16 protein-coding genes, 5 tRNA genes and 1 rRNA gene are annotated in these 21,325 nt (G+C 37.0%); 16 read left to right on the top strand and 6 right to left on the bottom strand.

What is annotated here, in order from left to right:
• The first annotated feature begins 84 nt into the window (after positions 1 to 84).
• The 12 genes from NTY12_00295 (at position 85) to NTY12_00240 (ending at position 11,725) form a co-directional block, all read left to right on the top strand.
• Complete coding sequence (locus NTY12_00295) at positions 85 to 1,794, top strand: hypothetical protein (protein ID MCX6792450.1); 1,710 nt, start codon at positions 85 to 87, stop codon at positions 1,792 to 1,794.
• A 20-nt stretch (positions 1,795 to 1,814) separates the two neighbouring features.
• Complete coding sequence (locus tag NTY12_00290; protein MCX6792449.1) at positions 1,815 to 4,055, top strand: hypothetical protein; 2,241 nt, start codon at positions 1,815 to 1,817, stop codon at positions 4,053 to 4,055.
• Positions 4,056 to 4,088: 33 nt separating this feature from the next.
• The gene (locus NTY12_00285) at positions 4,089 to 4,352 is read left to right on the top strand and encodes a hypothetical protein (protein ID MCX6792448.1); all 264 of its coding nucleotides are present in this window, start codon (positions 4,089 to 4,091) and stop codon (positions 4,350 to 4,352) included.
• Positions 4,353 to 4,370: 18 nt separating this feature from the next.
• The gene (locus tag NTY12_00280) at positions 4,371 to 4,658 is read left to right on the top strand and encodes a hypothetical protein (protein ID MCX6792447.1); all 288 of its coding nucleotides are present in this window, start codon (positions 4,371 to 4,373) and stop codon (positions 4,656 to 4,658) included.
• Between the two features lie 578 nt (positions 4,659 to 5,236).
• Positions 5,237 to 7,843 carry a chromosome segregation SMC family protein gene (locus tag NTY12_00275; GenBank protein ID MCX6792446.1) on the top strand — a complete coding sequence of 869 codons (2,607 nt, stop codon included), beginning with the start codon at positions 5,237 to 5,239 and terminating at the stop codon, positions 7,841 to 7,843.
• Positions 7,844 to 7,852: 9 nt separating this feature from the next.
• The gene (locus NTY12_00270) at positions 7,853 to 8,779 is read left to right on the top strand and encodes a DUF4931 domain-containing protein (GenBank protein ID MCX6792445.1); all 927 of its coding nucleotides are present in this window, start codon (positions 7,853 to 7,855) and stop codon (positions 8,777 to 8,779) included.
• Between the two features lie 447 nt (positions 8,780 to 9,226).
• Positions 9,227 to 10,712, top strand: a 16S ribosomal RNA gene (locus NTY12_00265).
• A 223-nt stretch (positions 10,713 to 10,935) separates the two neighbouring features.
• Positions 10,936 to 11,008 (top strand) — tRNA-Met (locus tag NTY12_00260).
• 25 nt (positions 11,009 to 11,033) lie between these two features.
• Positions 11,034 to 11,105 (top strand) — tRNA-Phe (locus NTY12_00255).
• A 205-nt stretch (positions 11,106 to 11,310) separates the two neighbouring features.
• Positions 11,311 to 11,384: transfer RNA gene (locus tag NTY12_00250), tRNA-Ile, on the top strand.
• A gap of 77 nt (positions 11,385 to 11,461) precedes the next feature.
• Positions 11,462 to 11,532: transfer RNA gene (locus NTY12_00245), tRNA-Pro, on the top strand.
• Between the two features lie 118 nt (positions 11,533 to 11,650).
• Positions 11,651 to 11,725: transfer RNA gene (locus tag NTY12_00240), tRNA-Gly, on the top strand.
• Positions 11,726 to 11,789: 64 nt separating this feature from the next.
• Here NTY12_00240 and NTY12_00235 read toward each other — a convergent pair.
• From NTY12_00235 to NTY12_00215, 5 genes are all read right to left on the bottom strand, one after another.
• Positions 11,790 to 12,101 (bottom strand): hypothetical protein, encoded by a 312-nt coding sequence (locus tag NTY12_00235; protein MCX6792444.1) that lies wholly within the window; start codon positions 12,099 to 12,101, stop codon positions 11,790 to 11,792.
• Positions 12,102 to 12,119: 18 nt separating this feature from the next.
• Positions 12,120 to 13,070, bottom strand: coding sequence for a radical SAM protein (locus NTY12_00230; protein ID MCX6792443.1), 951 nt, complete (start codon positions 13,068 to 13,070; stop codon positions 12,120 to 12,122).
• 34 nt (positions 13,071 to 13,104) lie between these two features.
• On the bottom strand, positions 13,105 to 13,317 hold the full coding sequence (locus NTY12_00225) for a hypothetical protein (GenBank protein ID MCX6792442.1): 213 nt from the start codon (positions 13,315 to 13,317) through the stop codon (positions 13,105 to 13,107).
• 202 nt (positions 13,318 to 13,519) lie between these two features.
• On the bottom strand, positions 13,520 to 13,855 hold the full coding sequence (locus NTY12_00220) for a hypothetical protein (protein MCX6792441.1): 336 nt from the start codon (positions 13,853 to 13,855) through the stop codon (positions 13,520 to 13,522).
• Positions 13,856 to 14,141: 286 nt separating this feature from the next.
• Positions 14,142 to 15,509, bottom strand: a complete 1,368-nt coding sequence (locus tag NTY12_00215) for a divalent metal cation transporter (protein ID MCX6792440.1) — start codon at positions 15,507 to 15,509, stop codon at positions 14,142 to 14,144.
• 102 nt (positions 15,510 to 15,611) lie between these two features.
• Between NTY12_00215 and murI the strand changes: the two genes are divergently transcribed.
• From murI to NTY12_00195, 4 genes are all read left to right on the top strand, one after another.
• The gene (murI, locus tag NTY12_00210; GenBank protein MCX6792439.1) at positions 15,612 to 16,415 is read left to right on the top strand and encodes a glutamate racemase; all 804 of its coding nucleotides are present in this window, start codon (positions 15,612 to 15,614) and stop codon (positions 16,413 to 16,415) included.
• Between the two features lie 92 nt (positions 16,416 to 16,507).
• A complete protein-coding gene (gene rpsP, locus NTY12_00205) occupies positions 16,508 to 16,798 on the top strand; it encodes a 30S ribosomal protein S16 (GenBank protein ID MCX6792438.1) in 291 nt (96 codons plus the stop codon).
• A 130-nt stretch (positions 16,799 to 16,928) separates the two neighbouring features.
• Positions 16,929 to 17,609 (top strand): hypothetical protein, encoded by a 681-nt coding sequence (locus tag NTY12_00200; GenBank protein MCX6792437.1) that lies wholly within the window; start codon positions 16,929 to 16,931, stop codon positions 17,607 to 17,609.
• A 14-nt stretch (positions 17,610 to 17,623) separates the two neighbouring features.
• Entirely contained in the window at positions 17,624 to 19,063 is a 1,440-nt protein-coding gene (locus tag NTY12_00195) for a hypothetical protein (protein ID MCX6792436.1), read from the top strand.
• A 284-nt stretch (positions 19,064 to 19,347) separates the two neighbouring features.
• On the opposite strand, the gene NTY12_00190 is transcribed toward NTY12_00195, so the two are convergent.
• Positions 19,348 to 21,288 carry a RecQ family ATP-dependent DNA helicase gene (locus NTY12_00190; protein ID MCX6792435.1) on the bottom strand — a complete coding sequence of 647 codons (1,941 nt, stop codon included), beginning with the start codon at positions 21,286 to 21,288 and terminating at the stop codon, positions 19,348 to 19,350.
• Positions 21,289 to 21,325 lie beyond the last annotated feature (37 nt).

Here is a 21,325-nt window from a genome sequence, read left to right as displayed (position 1 = left end):
TAATTCATTAAACAAAATTTTTAATGAATTAAAAAAATTGTCTATCTCAAAGTTCTAATAGACAAGCAAAAACAAAAACAAAGTATGTCCGTTAATCATCAAAAGTTTGGTACGATTTCTTGGAAGTCATACCAACTCATAAGAAAGAAAGCAATGGAGCAGGAGCTCAGCTGGTCTGGGCTCGTTATTAGCTTGTCCATTGCTTTTTTTGTTGTAGCAGGTTGTGCTGGCTTTTTAAGGCTCGCTTACACTTCTATAGAAAATAATAATAACTCAGCTAAACAGCTTGATGGTGAAAGACTAATTCAATCTGGTGCTTTGGTTAAACTTTTTGTAAATAGGGCTTCAGCTGCGACGCTTGATCTAAAGGCCGTGCCGATTAAAGACACTAATCATATTTCTATTGAGCAAGGTAAAGCCGGAACACAAATTGTTAAATTAAAAAATACTGGTAAAGATTCTTGGAAGCCAGGTGAAGTTAATTTAGAAACTGGGCTCTATCTTAAAACATTTTCTAAATTGCAAACTTCAACTTGGTTAAAATTTTATCGCCCAGTTTCCCTTACTAAAGAAGTAAAGCCGGGTCAAAGTGTTGATATATCATTTCCAATTAAAGCCCCAACTGATTTTGAGGGGACTATTCAAGAAAATTTTCAATTAGTCAGAGATGAGCGACCCATTGCTGGATCGCTGGTTCGTTTTTTTATAACAGTTACTAAACCAGTTGTGGCTAGCTCAACTACTATTCAAAATCAGGTTAAATCAAATACAACTCCAGCCGCACCGATTGCTCCAATCGTTGCGCCAAAGGTAGATTTTTGTATTTCCATGATTAATGATGCGACATCATATCAAAACTGCAACACTTCAGCTCAAGAAAGCCCAAATGATAATGGAATTATTTTTAGCCCCTTATTAACTAAAGAACCGAATATTAGAGTTGGTTTGTTTAATTCAGATATTGCTCAGCGCATTACTTTTAATACTATTTTTGATGTTTATGCCGGTAAGGATGTTCTATTTTCCGGTGTTCAGCCTAATATTTTTATATCAGCAAGCTTTGATGCTGCTTCCAAGCGTTACGCCGTAAGACTAGTCGATATGGCTAAAACTACGGCGTCGCCGCTAAGGTTTGTGCCACGCGATTCTATTAACGGTGTTGCGACTTTACTTGATTCTAAGAGTACAGATAATCGTTTTAGAAACGTAATTGAAATGCGCTATACCGAGCCAGCTAAGAAAGTTTGGCTAATCAATGAATTACCTTTAGAAAGTTATTTGAAAGGTTTGGCTGAAACAACTAATGCTTCGCCAATAGAGTTTCAAAAAGTCATGGCTACAACTGCCCGTACTTATGCTTTGTATCATTATTTACGCGGCGTTGAATATAATATTCCTGACGCTTCAACTAAGCACGCTGATGACCATTTTCATATTGATGCTTATTACGATCAGGTTTATCGCGGTTATAATTCTGAGTTACGCATGAGCGGCTTAAGCGCCGCGATTGACGCAACTCGTGGTGTCACAGTTGCCTATGCTGGTAAGCCAGTTGTAACTCCGTATTTTTCAAATTCAGACGGACGAACTCGCGATTGGACTGAAGTTTGGGGTGGCGCAATTAAGCCATGGTTAAGAAGTGTATTAGTACCACAAGACACAGGCAAGAATTTATTTGGTCATGGTGTTGGAATGTCGGCTCGCGGTGCTCTACTTATGGTAACAAGCGGAACCAGTTGGCAAAATGTATTGAAGTATTTTTACACTGGAATTGATTTACTTAAAATTTATTAAATATTATTTGGTTTTATTATATGGACGAAACAAACCATGAATTAAATAAAAATTCACTAGAAGATTCTAAAAGCAGATTGGATGCTTTGAAAAACAAGCTAGCTGAAAAAAAACAAGAGCAGGCTAAAAAAGTTCTTAGTGACGATGAATTTGCTAAAGAAGTTGCTGAGATGGCGCTGGGCAATATTAACCTTAACAACATTCAAGAAAAAAAAGGTGGTAATTTAGAATATTCCCGTTCCGTTATAGAGAAAAGGATTGAAGCTAATAAAAAAATATTGCAAACTGAGTTAATAGCTAAGGAAAATTTAATAACTGAGACTGGTTCTCAAATTAAAGAAGCCGAAGCGCTGTTAACCGAAGATGATCTGACTACCAACGAAGAGATTAAAGCCTTAATTAACGACCTTAACATTGAAAAAGAAGCTCTTAAAAACGATATAGAATTTATCAACAAACAATCAGAACATCTTAATGAGGAAAAAGAATATGGCAATAAAGAGTTAGATCATTTTGTTGAGGAACAAAAGCACTTTGCTACCTCGCCTTATACTTTTGCGGTTGATAATATTATAGAATCCAGAAGCTCTCTAAAAGAATCTCTTAAAGAAGAAGATAGTAATGAAAATTTTGATTTAAGACAACCAGTTAAGCCAAAGGATATGTCCGAAGCCGAATGGATCGGCTCTATTGAAGACAGGGCTAAGGAGATTAATGAAATAAAGGTTTTTTCTAAAAAGGTAGATGAATCTGTAAAAAAATGGGGTAGTTTTGAGATTAATAACCCTGCCTCTATGGAGGCGCTTCTAAAAAAGATTAACCAAGAATGTCCGACAAATTTATCGGCTGATAAAAAAACAGAAATTATTTCTAGTCTAATTTTTAACTCCAGCCAAGAAGATAAATATTTAAATAAAAAGTTATCTGAAAATAATAAGAAATTGCAAACAATCGACTTCATTAAACAATATCCTGCTGATTATGAAAATATTCAAAAACAAATTAAGGAAATAGAAGAATCTGTAGAAAGAGTAAAGGCTAAGTTATCAGGCTCCGAGGATGAGATTGGTAAAATTTCAAAATCCATTGATTATTCTATTGATTGGTTAAAAACATATCCCCGAAGAGAGGGTTGGCGCAACGGAGAATCCTTAGTTAGTGAAATTAAAAATGACAGTTTTAATAAAAATGAATTTGGTGGTTTGAATAAATCAAGTTTTTTAAGTCATGTAAGGGCCATGATTCCTTTTTGGCAAGGGGTAGTTAATGAATTCAGTAAAAGATTAACTCAACTTGAGTCAACCTTGTCCAATGATAGCGGCATAGATATTAAAGATATAAATAGTAAGGTCGCTAAACTATACGGTTCAGACGAAGTAATTGAAAGAATCGAAACAAGAAATATGGTGAATCATAGTAACTTAGTAGAACTTGATGAAAGAAAGCCGTCTATTTCAAATACCGAAAAAATGATTAAAGAAGAAGAAATAAGTCTTGTTGAAAAGAAATCTCAGTTAGCAGAAAAAGCCAAGGCCTTTATTAACTATTATGAGCTTAAAAATCTTTCTGATAACGCTAAGCGTTCTAATGATTATAGTGTTATTAGAGAAAAAGAAGATTTTGATAAAGAGAAAGTACGCTATCTTAGCGAAAGAGATCGTGCTATCCAGGCATTAACAAAGTCGGAGTATTATATGTCTTTAGATTACGAGATAAATAATTGTAGGTTGAGCGCCAGCGATAAGGTTCTTCAAGAAGATAATAGCTCTCGTGATTTAGTAGATAAACTTATTAAAGATAGAGCTAATATTTATAGTAAGATTAGGGCTAAAGAGCTTGCTAAAAAAGAGCAGGAGCAAGCCGATCAAAAAATTCGTGGCAAATTTAAAAATTTGTTTAAATCAGATAAGGATAAACCAGATTATGACGAAGAGATTAAAGATTTAGAAAAAAGAAAAGGCGAACTTTCAAAAAGTATTGAAAAAGCTAGTGATACTAGAGAAAGGACAATTAAGATTATTGCTTCAGCTAAAAACGTCTACGGTGTTAGCGCCTATTCTGCTTTTGAAAGAATACCCGAATTAAAAGGAATAATGAAAGTTGATGAATACTTAGATAAAATAAAAGAAATAACAAGCAATAAAATTGCGGAAAAGTTTCCTGAAGATAAGCAAAAAATAGTTGATCAATTTTTAGAGATCGAAAACAAATTAAAATTAGCCGAAGAAGAATACAATAAATATCGTCAAAAAAGTAATTAAAATTTATTAAATTTATTTAAAAATAATATTCATATGAATGAAAAAAATTTAGACATTATGACAAATTCATCTGGTGAAGAGAGTATGTCTCTAGAATTAATGAGATTAAATAATACTCTGGCCGACTTCATGCGTCAGCAACAGGTTATTATAGATGATCTTGATGCTCAGGGAATCGACATAGCCTCACCTGAGGCTAAGGCAATTTTAGATCCAATTTCATTACAAGTGGCTGAAGTTAATGAGAAAATAGCAGAAGAGACCAACCGGATGGGGGTTATGAAAGAGGCTGCGTAAAATAGTTAATATAAAAATATGGGATTTAAAGAAATAAAAAACCTGGATGATATTGTGCCTCATGAAGGAGCTAAAATTAATTCAATTTCTATTAGTAAGACCGGCGAACTGCGCGGCATAGATGTTGAGCCAATTTCCGAGCTTAATATAAAAGAAGAGAGGCTCGATGAAAAAGGTGAAGAGCTTACTGAAAATTTCGAGAAAGCTATCTACGGTAATTCCGCATCTAAAAAAATAGCTGACATTAGTCATCATAAATATATAAGAAGTGAAGACAGAAAAAGAAGTAGGAACGACAAAAGATAAAAAACCACAAAGACAGGTTATTTAAAAATATAATAAGAGAGTAAATATTAAACAGAGCCTAGCGCTCTGTTTTTTATGTATTGACGACTGCTTAGCTTTATGATAATTTGTCTATTAAGTGATATTCATTGATATTACTTAACGTACCTAAGCAGTACATTAAATAGTATAACTATAATTAATTAGTTGTTGGATGAAATAATCGGCAATGAAATTAGTTAGTGTTTAGTTATACAATTGAGCGAGAGTAATAAATGTTTTTGATAATTAGATAGCGCGGGAACAATAAACGTTCCAAGGGTTAAAATAACCTAGCTAAAAGACGATTCAAAGATAGGGAGTAATCTCAATTATTTTTAAACTAGCTAGCTGACGCTGGTTAAAGTAATGAAGGCTCTTAATATCAATGTAGGCGTAAACACATCGATCTTATCAGAAACAAAGACACCTTTTATAAACCGCCTGCTCTGCCTGTTGAGGAGCAAAGCTATTTATAACAAGGTGTTTTTTTTATTTAGAAATTAAGCTATAATTGTAGGTAACACAGCTTGTGTTTCTTTTTATGTATAAGCTTAAGCATGTATTTAGAAAAGCTAGAAGTTCAAGGTTTCAAATCGTTTGCCAATAAAAATAGCCTAGTTTTCCCTGGTATTATTGATCAGGATAGACGCGGCTTAACGGCAGTGGTTGGACCTAATGGATCAGGTAAATCAAATATCGCTGATTCAGTGCGTTGGGCATTGGGTGAGCAAAGTATGAAAACACTTCGTGGTAAAAAATCCGAAGATGTTATTTTTTCTGGTTCTGACAAAAAAGGCAAGCTCGGTATGGCTGAGGTGTCTTTATTTTTTAATAACGAAGATCGACAGGCGCCGCTAGATTTTTCACATTTTGTTTTAACGCGTCGTCTTTACCGTGATGGTGAAAGTGAATATTTAATAAACAATGCCAAGGTTCGTTTATTAGACGTGCAGATGTTATTGGCCAAAGCTAACGTTGGGCAGAAAACCTATAGCGTTATTGGCCAAGGTACAGTTGAAGGATTTTTGAACACTTCTTTATCAGAACGTAAGGAATTTTTTGATGAAGCAACTGGTGTTAAACAATTTCAAATTAAACGTGACGACTCACTTAATAAACTTCGCTCTAGTTTAGAACATTTAGGCCAAGCTGAAATGTTGTTGGCTGAAATTGAACCTCGTTTAGGTCATTTAACTCGCCAGGTGACAAAATTAAAAAAGCGCGGCGAAGTTGAAGTTGAGTTAAGAGAACTTCAGTTGGCGTATTATCGCACCGTTTGGCATGAACTTAATGATCGTTTTAAGGAAGCCAATGAAAAATTATTAGTTTTAGAAAAAAATAAGCAAGTTAAAGAAAAGAAATTAATTAGTTTACAAAATGAACTAGAATCTTTAGAGCGTAATTCTTCTTCCGACAGAGAATTTAATACTTTGCAAAGAACTTTAGCTGAGAAGCAAGTCGAAAAAGAAAAGATAGCAGCTGAGCTAGCTAAGATTGATGCTCGTCTTGAGGTTGGCTTAGAGCGCGCTGGTAAATTTGATACAGCTTTCCTAAAACGTCGCCAAGGAGAATTGGACAGAGAAAAAATTAGATTAGATGAAGAATTAGTTAGACTAAATGAAACGGTTGTAAGTGCTAAAAAAGACGTTGATGCTCTAGAAATTGATCGTGAAAAATTAACCAAAGAAATAACAGCTTTGCACGAAGCTTTAGGTTCAGATGAAGCGATTAGCCGTGATGATGAATTAGTTAAGATGGAAAAAAGACTTAATAAGTCTTTGGAAATGTTGGGCGTCGCCGAACAATTAGAAGATCCTGTCATGATCAAACGTGCTTTAACAGAATTAAGGAAAGAACTATCCGAGCTATCTGAATTAGCCGCGCACTTAACTCAATCTTCGTCTAAGAAAACACAGAGTTCCTTAGTAGCTTTGACACAACGCAAAGAAGCGATTTTAGAGCGTTTAGTTGATAGTCGCCACACTTTAACGGTTAACGAGGAGAGACTTCGCTTAGAAGAAACCAAGCGCAAAGATATAGAAAGAGAGTTAAGCTCAATTGCTAATACTGTAAAATCTGACACTGGTGCTAATCCAGCTGACCGTCAGGCCGTTGAGCAAAACTTGGCTGCAATTGATAAAGAATTAACTTCAATTAGGCAAAGACTTAGTGTTTATACTAATGAACAAACTGAAGCTAGGCAGAAATTCTTTGCTTTACAAAGTAGTCTTCAGACTTTGCAAAATGAAATTAACTCAATTGCTAACGAACTTAATGAAAATAAAGTCGAGGCTGCTCGTCAGGAAACTAAGTTAGAAGATTTAGAAAATGGTATTAGACAGGATTTGGGTGGCTTAAAAGAAGTACGTGATGAACGTGCTAAAGAGTCACTTGATCGTTCTTCGGTTCAAGATAAAATCATGCAACTTAAGCGTCAAATGGAATTGATTGGCGGCATTGATCCAGAAATCGAAAGTGAATATATTTCTACTAAAGAACGTCACGATTTCTTAATGAATCAAGTTGATGATTTATTAGCCACTGGTCAATCCTTAGAACAAGTCATTGAAGAGTTGGATGCTAAAATTAAGGAACGTTTTGATAAGGAGTTTAAAATTATTTCTCAGAAGTTTGAAGAGTACTTTAAGATTTTATTCAATGGTGGTATCGCTAAAATTATTAAAGTCATGGCTGATGACGAGAATGACGAAAAAGATGATACTAAAGAAGAAGTACCAGAGCCAGTTATTATGTCAGCCTCAGCTACTAAATTAAAACGCATTAAATACTTGCAAAAGTATAATGCAACTGGTTTGGCTGGTATTGAAATTCAAGCAACTCCGCCAGGTAAAAAAATTAAATCGATTACTATGTTATCGGGTGGTGAAAGAGCTTTGACCGCGATCGCTTTGATCTGCGCAATTATCAGCGCCAACCCATCACCATTTGTGGTCTTAGATGAAGTTGACGCTGCTTTAGATGAAGCTAACTCAGAAAGACTAGCTAAGATTTTAGATGATCTATCCCATAAGACTCAATTCATTGTTATTACTCACAATCGAGCTTCAATGCTTAGAGCAGCCGTGCTTTATGGCGTTACTATGCAAGAAGATGGTGTTTCAAAATTGCTAAGCATTAAATTAGACGAAGCTAAATTTAGGTAGAAAAATATTATGAAAAAATCAGAAATTCGAAAGGATTATTTATCTAATCGTTACGTGATTATTGCTCCAGGCCGAAAAAAACGACCACATCAGTTTAGCCAACAGATTTTTGAAACTCATACCGACAGTCCTTTTACGACTGATAAGATAAAAAAGGGAGCCATTTTAGATTCTATCGGCAAAGCTGCAAGCAGAATTATTGCTATTGCCAATAGGTTTCCGGCAGTCACGCCAAATAACCCTAAAGCTTATGGTTTTCAGGAGGTGATTGTTGAAACGCCTAGTCCAAACACGCGCTTGGCTGATTTAAGTCTTAAACAGGTAAAAGATTTGTTTACCATGTACCAGAGGCGTACTAAATTTTTGTTGAAAAAATCAAAACTTAATTATTTAATTTGTTTCAAGAATGAGGGGTTAGATGCTGGTGCCTCGATTTCGCATGCCCACTCACAAATTTTTGCGACTGAAGTCGTACCCTTGAGAATCGTTGAAACCAAAGATCGTTTAAGTGAATATAAGATTGAACATGGTCATTCTTTTTATAAAGACATTATTAAGAAGGAAATGAAGTCGCCACGCGGAATTTTTGAAGATAAAAATTTAGCTGTTTTTTGCCCTTATGCTAGTGCTTATGAAAATGAGGTCTGGATTGTTACTAAGCGAGAGCTGGCTGATATTACTAAGTTGACCGGCGCCGAATTAAACTCAATGGCTAAAGCTTTGTTATATTTATTACAACCATTGAAAAAAATGAATGCGCCTTATAATTACTTTTTCCATGCTGTTAAAGGATCAGCTCCAGAGCATATCTGTTTACGAATTCAACCTCGAGCACATATTTGGTCAGGAGTTGAGCTTGATTCAAGTATGACAGTCAATTGGGTAGTGCCAGAAGATGCAGCTAAAATGTACAGAAAAGCCTTTAAAAATAGCTAATTTTAGACATTTTATAAATTCTAAAATATAGCTTACGCTTACTCTTGACACTTTTTCCAAGATACCCTACAATTATCTTACTAATCTGCTTAGTTATTTGCTTATCGGCTATACATAATTTAAGCGAAAATTTGAAAACACGTAAAAGAAAAAACAGTGATATAAACCTATTCGTTTGTGTCTCTGTTTTTTCTTTCGCGTTTGAGAGAAAAGGAACTTTGATAACAGAATATGACAATCAATCAAGAATAAATCAATGGAACCCAGATCGATATCTGGGACATCCCGGATCAAGTCCGGGACAAGTTTTTTGTGCTAATAGGCGTCAATTCAGGAAAACTCTGGTTCACCTCCCCGGTGAATCGATCCCGACATTTTGTCGGGGCAAAATTAAAATTTATTACGCTTTCGGGCTAATACGTTTTCTAGAAACAAACTAGTAAAAATATATTTGAGAGTTTGATCCTGGCTCAGGATGAACGCTGGCGATGTGTCTAAGGCATGCAAGTCGAAAGCTGGTAGCAATACCGGCTTGGCAAACGGGAGAGTAACGCATTGGTAACTTACCTCGAAGACGGGAATAACCCACCGAAAGGTGGAATAATACCCGATGGTAGTGGGGGGACAAAAGTCATTCCCACTTAAAGGCTCCGACGCTTCGAGAGAGACCTATGTTCTATCAGCTTGTTGGTGAGGTAATGGCTCACCAAGGCGACGACGGATAGCGGGTGTGAGAGCATGACCCGTCTCACTGGGACTGAGATACTGCCCAGACTCCTACGGGAGGCTGCAGTCAAGAATATTCCTCAATGGCCGAAAGGCTGAAGGAGCGACATCGCGTGCAGGAAGAAGCCCCTCGGGGTGTAAACTGCTTTTATTTGGGAAGAACTATGACGGTACCAAATGAATAAGGGGTTGCTAAACTCGTGCCAGCAGCAGCGGTAATACGAGTACCCCAAGCGTTATCCGGATTTATTGGGCGTAAAGCGTACGTAGGCGGCTTGTAACATCTCTTGTTAAATCCCAAGGCTCAACCTTGGGGCTGCAGGAGATATGGATAAGCTAGAGACTGGAAGAGGCAAGCGGAATTGCTGGTGTAGGGGTTAAATCCGTTAATATCAGCAGGAACACCAAAAGCGAAAGCAGCTTGCTAGGACAGTTCTGACGCTCAGGTACGAAAGCGTGGGGAGCGAATGGGATTAGATACCCCAGTAGTCCACGCCGTAAACGATGAATGCTGAGCATCGGGAGTTTCGACCCTCTCGGTGCTGTCTATCTAAGTTAACACCTTAAGCATTCCGCCTGGGGAGTACGGCCGCAAGGCTAAAACTCAAAGGAATAGACGGGGACCCGCACAAGCGGTGGAGCATGTGGTTTAATTCGACGATAAGCGAAGAACCTCACCAAGGTTTGACATCTAGCTGCAGACCCCTGGAAACAGGGGAGCCTTCGAGGGTGCTAGACAGATGCTGCATGGTTGTCGTCAGCTCGTGTCGTGAGATGTACCGTTAAGTCGGGTAACGAGCGCAACCCCTACCCTATGTTTTACGTGTCATAGGGAACTGTCTGCTTTAAGCAGGAGGAAGGTGGGGATGACGTCAAATCAGCATGGTTCTTACACCTTGGGCGACACACGTGCTACAATGGGGATTACAAAGGGACGCCAAATCGTAAGATGGAGCAAATCCCGTAAAAATCCTCTCAGTTCGGATTGAGGGCTGCAACTCGCCCTCATGAAGCTGGAATCGCTAGTAAACGTGGATCAGCCACGCCACGTTGAATACGTTCTCGGGTCTTGTACTCACCGCCCGTCACACCAAGAGAGTCGGAGACGCCCGAACCTGCCAGTGCGGCAGGGAAGGTGAAGCCGATGATAAGGGTGAAGTCGTAACAAGGCATCCGTAGCGGAAGCTGTGGATGGATCACCTCCTTTCTAGGGAGAAAACTGTTCTTCACTTTCGAGTGATAGAACATGTCGACAATTTATCAATTTGGTAAATTGACTGGTCACTTTATTTGCTTCGGTAAATAATTTGAACCTCTGAAGTGGCGCCTATTAGCGTTGAAAATTGAAAAGTTTTTGATTGATTGAAAAAATAGTATTATGGGCTATTTATATAACTAACTAGCCCTGTAGCTAGTTTTTTAATTTTTATCGCGGGGTAGAGCAGTTGGCAGCTCGCCAGGCCCATAACCTGGAGGTCGTCGGTTCGAATCCGACCCCCGCAACACTCATTCGCTTATGCGAAGGCGAGCCTTGGTAGCTCAGTGGTAGAGCAGAAGCCTGAAGAGCTTCGTGTCGTCAGTTCGATTCTGACTCAAGGCACAAGAGCAATTCTAAATTTCAAATTATAAATTTCAAAACAATTTTTAATGATTTAATATTAAAAATTTGTAGCCGTTTATTTGAAAATTTGAAATTGAAAATTAAAAATTTCATTCGGGCATATAGCTCAGTTGGTTACCTGCTTCGACGAGCGAAGCGAGGCGAGGAGCGCCACAACAGAGTTAAGATGTTTGAAATATTGTGAGGGCATATAGCTCAGTTGGTTAGAGCGCCACACTGATAATGTGGAGGTCCATGGTTCGAGTCCATGTATGCCCACAGGAGCAATTTTAAATTCTAAATTTTAAATTACAATTTATTTTGAAATTTATCATTTGAAATTTGAAATTGTCATCCGGGGTGTCGTATACCGGTAGTACGCATGCTTTGGGAGCATGTTGACTGGGTTCAATTCCCAGCACCCCGACATATAGCAAATCTAAATTTTAAATTATAAATTTCAAAACAATTTTTGATGATTTAATATTAAAAATTTGTGGCCATTTATTTTGAAATTTGAAATTTATAATTTGAAATTGCCCTTTGCGGGTATCGTATAATGGTTATTATGTTAGCCTTCCAAGCTTAAGATAGGGGTTCGATTCCCCTTACCCGCTCCAAATAAAAAATAACCTCAGTTTTGAGGTTATTTTGTTTTAAGTTTATTATTTCTCCTTTACTTTTTTAGCCTGTATTTTTTTTGTTTTTTTCTAGGCTAAGTAGTTTTTCTTCAACCTTTTCAAGTTCTTCGGTTAATTTTTTCTTTTGCTGTTGTAATATTTCTTCATCGCTATCTGATAACTCTTCTTCCTCTTGTTTGTCGGTTGTTTTGAGACTTGTTTCTTTAGTACTACCGCGGGAGTTTCTTCCTCCTGTTATGCTATTGGTAGAGAAATTTAAATTGCCAATAGCTAATACTAGTCTCTTTATATCAGGAACTAATATCGGGATAGATAAAATTAAAAGTGCTAATGATAATAACAATGGATTGTTCATGATTTTATTCCTTTCTTTTTAGTTTGGTGAACAAAATTGTTTTTTAAATAATTTATTTACTGCTTTACAGCCTCCCGCGCATTGACCGCACTCAAGGCATTCTTTTGGGACAGAATTTCGTATTTCTGACATGGTTTTTGACTGCCAAATACTATCAAGCGTGTCTGTTTTAATGTTGCCAGCAATTGTATCACCCATTGTCGGACAGCCAGTTATTGAGCCATCGCTTAAGATTGTTATGAGATTTTTTCCGGCATGACAACCTGTCCAGTCTCCCCATGATCTTTTTGGAAAAAGATTCGCAAAGCAATCATCAGGTGAAATTTCTAACTTGTTCTTGAAAGCTTCCTTCCAGATTTTAATTTGCTCAGCCAATAGAATTATTTTGTCTTGCCCTAAAAATAACCCAGGCTTCATTCTTCCGGCCGGTAAAGAAATTTGTAAGCTCCATAATGAGACTTTGTTTTGTAGACAAATTCTCAGTACGTCTAGGCAGTCAATAATATTTAGCTTGTCTACGGTTGTTAAAACATGTTTGGTAATAGGCGTAGGGAAATTTATAATTTCCATCACTGAATTAAATGAACCCCGACCTCTTCTTAAATCATGATTTTTTATAGCTCCGTCCAAGCTAACCGAGACAACTAGATTGGCGGTTTTATTTATTTTGCTTAGCTCGGTAAACAATTTTTTGCCTTGATGACCGCTAGTAATTATTCTTACTAATTTAAATAAACTTAAGGCTACTTCAAGGATAACTAACCAATCTTTTCTGTGAGTGAATTCACCGCCCGAAATGATTAGATTTTTTACTCCAAAGGTGCTTAATTTATCTAGCATATTTATAGCCTTGTCAGTTGATAATTCGTTTAAGCGAGGCTTCCCGCCTAGTAAACCACAGTGCTTGCACCTTAGTGGACAAGACAGGGTTGATTCCCAGGAAGCGAATTTAGGTTTGTTTAGTTCCATTTTTAATCCTCTTTTTGTTTTGTTTTTAAATTTTTTAATCTTTTTTCATTAAATCAAATCTAGTTGTTACGCCACCATCCGGAGATAGCTCATCTATCCTGAATTTTGGATGTTCACGTTTTAATGCATCAATCATGGTGCGAGCCCAGTCGTCATCACCATAAAAGGCAGCTCCGTAGCGCGGATCATCACTTGCTGCACCAGAATCAGATTTAATAAAAGCAATAAAGAACCATTTCTTTCTCATTTTTTATCCTTTCAATTTTTATTTTTTAAAGAACATTCCTTTCTTAAATAAACGACAGGTCATTTACTAAAGAAGGGAGCCGATCAATTTTTAATCGGCTTTTAAATAACGGTGAGTGTTGCTTTTCAGTTTCAGGTAGCAACCGTCCTAGCCAAATTTATTTTAATTTTATTTTATTTGGTCTTTTTTTGTTTGCTCAAGTCTATAAAAAACATAGTTTGAACGTTTTCTTGAGAGCGGCAAGAGCATCAGACCTAGTAGCATCTTTGCTTATAGGTACGCCCGCCCATAGCATCTTGACTCCTCTGAAATGTTCTATGAACGAGCCAGAGCCGAGGTAAGCATATCTAATCTCGGGGCTATCAATAGATTTTATTGACTTGATCCTGCTCTGGCAGCCAGAACAGTGACTTTCTCCTGCGACCTGGAAGTAAACATAACCGTCTTTGATTATTACTTCACGAGGTAGTTCCCAGCCCAGCAGATGAATCATGAATGGTAATCCGCTGATTGGAGCTTTTTCTGTCTCTTTCTCCATTTTTTTAACCTTTCTTATTTAATTTTTAAAAAATTACACATTTCGCATAAACAAAAAATCCTCTGTTAAGAGGATTGTCAGTGTTATAAAATGTATAGTTATCTACAAAAAAATCATAACAAAACGCAACCCTCTTGGGATGTATAAAAGTTATTGAATAAATTGTAGACTTGTGTGTGTTTCATATGTATATTTGCACATTATCACAATTGTTTTGTTTTGTCAAGGGCTAACGTAAACGTATTTTATTTCACCTTAGTATTTTAATAGAATTATTGTGTATTTCCTAGCTAAAAGGTATGAAAGATAGTAGTAGTGCTACTGCAAATATTCCCATTACAACAAAGGCTGTCCATAAGCCAAGTTTTGATAGCCAGTGGCTTTTGTGTTCGCCCATAATATCTTCGCGGCTAGAAACTTTCGTAATAAGATAAATTAGCGGAACAGCGGCAATTCCATTAAACACTGCAGTAAAGACCAAGGCCTTGATTGGATCAAAGCCAATAAAATTGAAGATAAGTCCGACTAAAGTACCTAAAATAATAACAAAATAGAAGTTGCGGGATTGCTTGAATTTGCGATATAGACCCTCTTTCCAACTAAAAGTCTCAGCAACAGCATAGGCAGATGATCCGGCTAAGACTGGAATAGCCTGAAAACCAATTCCAATGACGCCAATGGCAAAGATTAGTTTAGCTAAAAATCCAGCGTGCGGGAAAGTGTTAACTAAGGGTTCTAAGGCCCGAGCTGCATCAGCTGCGCTGCTGATGTTAGTAACGCCAGCGCGATTTAAAACTACTGCGGCGACGATGATAATGAACCAAGCTGAAACGTTTGAGAATAACATTCCAACCACGGTATCAATTCGCAATTTTTTTAAATATGATTTTGATAACTTTGGAACACCGTTTTTTAAGCTTAGTCTGTGGCTAGCTATTTCATCTTCTACTACGTTGCTAGTTTGCCAAAAGAATAAATAAGGAGAAATTGTTGTACCAAAAACACCGACAATAATATAGAGAAAGGCAGTATTAAATTCAATTTGAGGAATAAGCGTAGCTGTCAAAACTTCTTTCCAGGGAACATTAATTAAAAAGGCAGTTATAAAATAAGCAAACAATGCCATGGCCAACCATTTTAGAATATGGATGTACATGCGATAAGGAATCAAGACTTCTGCGGTAATTATGAGTAGCGCAATGATTATGGCTAAAACCGCAAAAGGTATATTTGGGAAAATCAATTCAGTACTAGCCGCCATGGCGCCAATGTCAGAACCAATATTTAGCGTGTTAGCACAAACAACTAGCAAGACAACCGGATAAAGAATTTTTTTAGAATAATTACTTCTAACTACAGCCGCTAAACCTTTACCAGTGACAGCTCCAATACGCATACAAGCCTCCTGAACAGCGGTCATTAGAGGAAAGGTGAAAAGCATGGTCCAAGGCAACTTTAAGCCAAATTGGGAACCGGCCTGAGAATAAGTCGCAATTCCAGAACAATCATCATCGGCCGCACCAGTAACAATGCCAGGGCCTAAAATACGCAAAAAACGGCCAATTTTTATGCGTTTTTTATGGCTAGTTGGTTTATGGATTTCAGACGCTTTTTCTTCAGCTTCTTTTAGTATTTCATCAGGGAATTTAACCATAGTAAGCTTTAAGATAATTATAAGTAGTCTTATTATATCATTTATCTTTAGTTTTTATAACTTATTGTATATACTGAAGAAGCTTTGATTAAATTTAAGCTTATGAAAATTGGAATTTTTGACTCAGGTATTGGCGGTTTAATTATTTTGCGAACTATAAAACAGGCCTTGCCGACTTATGATTATATTTATTTAGGCGACACTAAACGAGTGCCTTATGGTAATCGTTCACAGCAAGCCATTTTTGAATTTACTTGTGAAGCCGTTGATTATTTATTTAAGCAAGGCGCTGGCTTAGTTATTGTCGCTTGTAATTCAGCCTCAGCTCGGGCCTTAAGAAAAGTTCAGCAAGATTGGTTACCTAAGCACTATCCTAAGCGTCGTGTCTTAGGCGTAATTGTACCAACGGTTGAAGAGGTTATTGATAATAAAAAAATTAAAAGTATTGGCATTATTGCCACACAGGCTACGGTAAATTCCCGCACTTATGACAAAGAAATATATAAGCGTAATCGGAAAATAAAAGTTTATTCTTTAGCCACACCTTTGCTTGTACCCTTAATTGAAAATAATGATTTGAAATGGGCGCGAGCAATTTTGAAAGATTATCTTAAGTTTTTTAAAGTTCATAAGATTGAAGTCCTACTGCTTGGCTGCACTCACTACCCGATTGTAAAAAATATTATTCGTAGTTTGGTCACCAAAAAAATAAAGGTTATTTCACAAGATGAAATAATTCCTAAAAAATTAAAACTATATCTCAGGAATCATCCAGAAATTGCTAAGATATTAAGTCATAAAGCTAAAGTTGATATTTTAGTTACTGATATGACTAGTCATATTAAGGTTTTGGCTGCTAAGTGGTTTTCTAAAAATGCTAAGTTAAAAGTAATTAAGCTAGATTGACAAGGATCAATATTTACGTTATTATTGTTCCATCGTCAAATATGCTCTCCTGAACTTGATTCAGGATCTAAATCTAATATATTAAATAACCTATGTTAACTATCCGTTTTTCACGCGTAGGCAAAAAGGGTTTTCCAACTTACCGTTTGATTATCTCTGAAAAGGCCCGCGATCCATACGGCCGTGCTTTAGAAATTCTCGGCTCTTACAATCCTCACTCTAAGGAATTGCAAGTTAAGGCTGATCGTATTAAACATTGGATTTCCAAAGGCGCTGGTATGTCTGACACTGTAAATAATTTATTAGTTTCTAAAAAAATTATTGAAGGTAATAAGGCCAGAGCTGCTAGAACTGCTAAGAAGAAGAAAGAAGAAAAGAAATAGACCTGCGCCAAGGCTTCGGTCTATAAATTAAGAATTAAAAAAGCCGTCCTGATTAGGGCGGCTTTTTGTTTTTTCAGGGGGGGGGGTGTATAATGAAGATGTTTATAATTTAATATTTAATATATATTTTATGGAGAAACTAAATGGTTTTTTCAAGAGCAAACTAGTTTTAGCTTTGTCTGCTATTATCATAGTTAGTGTGTTTACTATTAGTATTGTAAGGGCCAGTACTTCAATCGGTAATGACATTAATACTGCTGGGCAGTTAATAGTTGCCGGTTTATCAGAATTGGATGGAGGTATTACTGTCCATGATAGCGGCTTTGTGGTCAAATATCATGACAACAATGGTTATGTTGGTATTAACGTGGCTGATCCACAGGATGCTTTAGATATTCATGGTAATTTAAGGTTTAGTAATGTTATGTATCCAGACATCAGACTGGGTTCAGGCGTGGAGGCTTTGTCTCTAAGAAGTACGAGTAATGAAGGAAATTTCATTAATGTATCTGAAAAATATTTAGCTGGTTATCAAGATGCCGACAATAGGTTCCAAATTACAACCTATAATAATGAGAACTCTTATATTAGCACCGGTGGTAACTTCGGTGTTGGCACAATCACTCCTACTGCAAAACTAGAAGTTAATGGTGGCGTAAAACTAAATACTGTAACAGCTAAGCCAGTTTGTAGTGATGCCACTAACCGAGGAACTTTTTGGGTCACTCAGGGTGGTACCGGCGTAGCGGACTCAGTTGAAGTTTGCGCAAAAGACGCTAGCAATGCTTACGCTTGGAGAACAATTTACTAATTGAAAATTATTTTATGAAATTTTTTCAAAAAGTAATTTGGAGTTTTATTTTCGTAGTTATATTTTCAATCCCTTCAAATCTTAGCTTTGCCTCATTTACTGCAAGTGGAAATATAACAATGCAAAATATTTCTTTTGATAGCGGCACTACTACATTTATTGTCTTTAATAGCTCAACTTCAGATAGTATTGGTATATCAAGCGGATCTTTCTCGATTGTTAATCCTGGTTTATTTAAGGTAGGTTCAGCTGATACTGCAGTTAAAGCTTTTATTGCTCGAAAAGATAATATAACTGTCGCTTGCGAAAGTAATCTAATTCCAGGTACAAGTTATTTAACCGTGCCAATAGCTAGCGGCACTTATACTATCGAGCCATCAGCCAATTCAAGTTGTCCAAGTAGCGGTGGAGGCGGCGGTGGTGGAGGTGGCGGCGGTGGCAGTCCAGCCGCACCAATCAATATTTCTGCAGTTGGAAGTAACTCACAGACAGCTCCATTAACAATTGGAGCAAGTCAGAATGGTCAGTTACTACAAAATCTTAGCAACAATACTTCGTTAGAGCTAGAAGTACCAGTTGGCGCAGTTACTGGGTCAACAACTTTTCGCATTACTGAATTACCAGTGGTTTTTGTGCCGCCAACAGCAAGTTATTTTGTAAATAATCAGATTTTTTCGATTACGGCAGCCAATAGCTCTAGCCAGGCGGTAAATAGCTTTTTAGCGCCATTAAGCATGACTATAAAATTGGCTAATTGGCCTTTGGACATGACTAACGTCGATGTATTTTATTATTCTGAAACGAGTAAGACTTGGGTGAAAGTTGAGAATCCGACTTTTGATGCAGTTAACAAAGAAGTGAGATTCTCAGTTAATCATTTAACAATGTTTGCCTTAATTAAAACTGCGCAAGCATCAGAGAATATAACTGTTAATCAAAATCTAGAAGCTGCCATAGGCAATTCAGCTGAAGAAGGTGATATAGTATCAAGGATTGCTCAGGAAAAAAAAGAAATCGCAAGTCAATCAAACCAAGAAAAATATTTTATTGATAACGGAACAGCGACAACGAAAAATATCGGCGCCGGTGAACGCGGCGCTGCCCTCAGTTCCTATAAAGGAGTTTATGGAGCAGCTCCTAAAACGGAAGCCAATTGGGCTGATGTTTTAAATATTGCTAATGGTCGTTGGCCACTAGCGGTTAGCAAAAAAATTGAATCTTTGGCATATACAAATTTCAAGAAAGTTTATGGTCGTAATCCAAATATGAAAAACTCAACTGATGTTAATGCTCTAAAGATGATTGGTTATGGTGTGCGAGCAACTAAAGCCCGTGACTTAAAAGCTGAGAAAGAAGCACTCAGTAAATTCGCGAAAATTTTTAAGATAAGTCCAAAATTAGCTTGGCATTGGAATTTGGTTAGAGCCATGGCTTATTCAGGGGTTAAAAAATAGGATTTTATAGAAAAAAAGCCGTCCTGATTAGGGCGGTTTTTTGTTTTTAGTTTTTTAATACATACACCCTACCCCCAACCCCTCCCCATTCCGTAAAAGCTTGCGCTATACGGAATGGGGAGGGGAGATTATAGATTATAGTTTTATATTATAGTCTTAATATATTTTTTTAATTTTCTACACACTGTCTAGTATAAAAAATTATATTGTGATGGTGTTTACAAGAGTATATGTTACACCCCTCCCTGCGCTCTGCGTGGGGAGGGGCTGGGGGTAGGGTATATCTAAAATTCAGCTCTATCTTTTTTATTAAGTAGTTTATCTAAATTCAGCGCCAGCCCTTTTTTAATCAAAAAATTAATATGCTCAACAATAACCTTTCTATCAACCTCGCGTTCTGCGGCCACTTCATCAATACTCGAACCTTTTTGTAGAAGATCCAAGGTTTCTAATTGAGTCAGCTTGGTTGAAAGCTTATTGGTTTTTTTAACTTGTACGCTATTAATACTGGCTTCTTCGTGACGAACGCCTTTTAAGCAAATGTCGCAGCGTTCACAACGCTTCAAATCTTCATCACCAAAATAATCCAATAAATATCTTTGACGACAAGTATTGGTGAAAACATATTCTTCCATTTGGTCTAATCTAGCATAAGCCCGAGCCGCTTTAACCTTTAATGACTTAGTGTCAATTTCAATATCATAAGGTTCAACCTGTTTTAGAATTTCAATTTCAGTTCCTTTGAAAGGTGGTTTATAATCAATTAAATTTAAGGCTAATAATTTTTTGAAAACGCGTAGCAATGAATCTTTAGAAACTTTTAAGATTGCCGAAATTTCTTCAAAGTTAGTTTCCCAGCCATCAATTAAATTTTGTTCATATTTAGTAACTAAACTATCCCATGCTGCGCGCTGTTTAGAAGCGCGATTAGAAAAAGCCTTGGTGATTTCATCAAGTGTGCCAATTAATTTAATAAAGGCTTGGCCGTTTTTTTCGCGGGCGCGTCTAATTAAACCTGATTGCTCTAATATTTTTACGCTGGTACCAATTGCCATTTCCGGAGATTCGTCATCCGTTGCGGCTTTAATGTCAGCATAAGTTATAAGCACGCTTTTTTCGCCTGACTTAGTTAGATAGCGGTAGACGTCGCGAATTAGTTCTGGTGTTGGGTTATCTCCTCTAATAAAAAACTCTCGCAAATATCTATCACGTGGATGATAAAGTAATAAACAAACACTCGGTTGATTATCGCGGCCAGCACGTCCTGCTTCCTGATAATAAGCTTCAATTGTGCCTGGTATATCATAGTGAATAACAAAACGAATATCTTTTTTATCAATACCCATACCAAAAGCATTGGTGGCAACAATAACTTGCGCTCGTCCTGCCATAAAACTTTCTTGTACCCATTTTCTTTCATCAATTGTCATACCAGCGTGATAGCCAACTGCCTCAATGCCTTCAGCGAGAAGCGCTTCTAACAATCGATCTGATTTAGCGCGTGTCCCAACATAAACAATGCCAGTGCCTTCGCCTAGGCTTTGTATAACTTCAATGACAATGCGTGGTTTTTCATTATCAGTGGTTTCGATTACGCCAAATTGTAAATTAGGTCGCGCAAAACCAGTTACGATTTGGGCTGGAGTGGTTAATTTTAATTGCGTGATAATATCTGCTCTAACCTCGGGCGTGGCTGTCGCAGTTAAAGCAATGACCGGCGGCTTACCGCAAGCTTCAACGGCCAAATCTAATCTTCTGTAGCTTGGTCTAAAATCATGACCCCATTGGCTAATACAATGCGCTTCATCAACCGCAAATAAACTAACTTTTAAGCTAGATAAATGTTTTATAAACTCAGCATTGTAAAATCTTTCTGGCGCAATATAAACTAATTTATAAACGCCACTAGCTGCTTCCTCAAGTCTTTGTGTTGCTTCATCTTGTGAAATAGAGCTATTGATGAAGGTCGCCGGAATTCCTATCGCGTTTAAGCTATCAACCTGATCTTTCATTAAGGCAATCAACGGAGAAATAACTAAAGTTAATCCAGGTAAAACCAAAGAAGGTAACTGGTAGCATAAAGATTTACCACCACCGGTCGGCATGATAACTAAAGTATCATGTCCGGCTAAGACATTATCAATTGCCTCTTCCTGCCCGCGGCGGAAAGAGGTGAAAGTATAGTGTTCTTTAAGTAGTTGTAGTAGTTTTTCTTTGTCTGACATTAGATTATTTATCAGACTAGTTTAGCTTAAATTTAGG

It is taken from the genome of Candidatus Falkowbacteria bacterium (genome assembly GCA_026396835.1).
In the GTDB taxonomy this organism is placed as follows: domain Bacteria; phylum Patescibacteriota; class Patescibacteriia; order Patescibacteriales; family Patescibacteriaceae; genus Patescibacterium.
The sequence above is the reverse complement of the archived record's forward strand: the minus strand, read 5'-3'. Positions and strand labels throughout refer to the sequence as shown.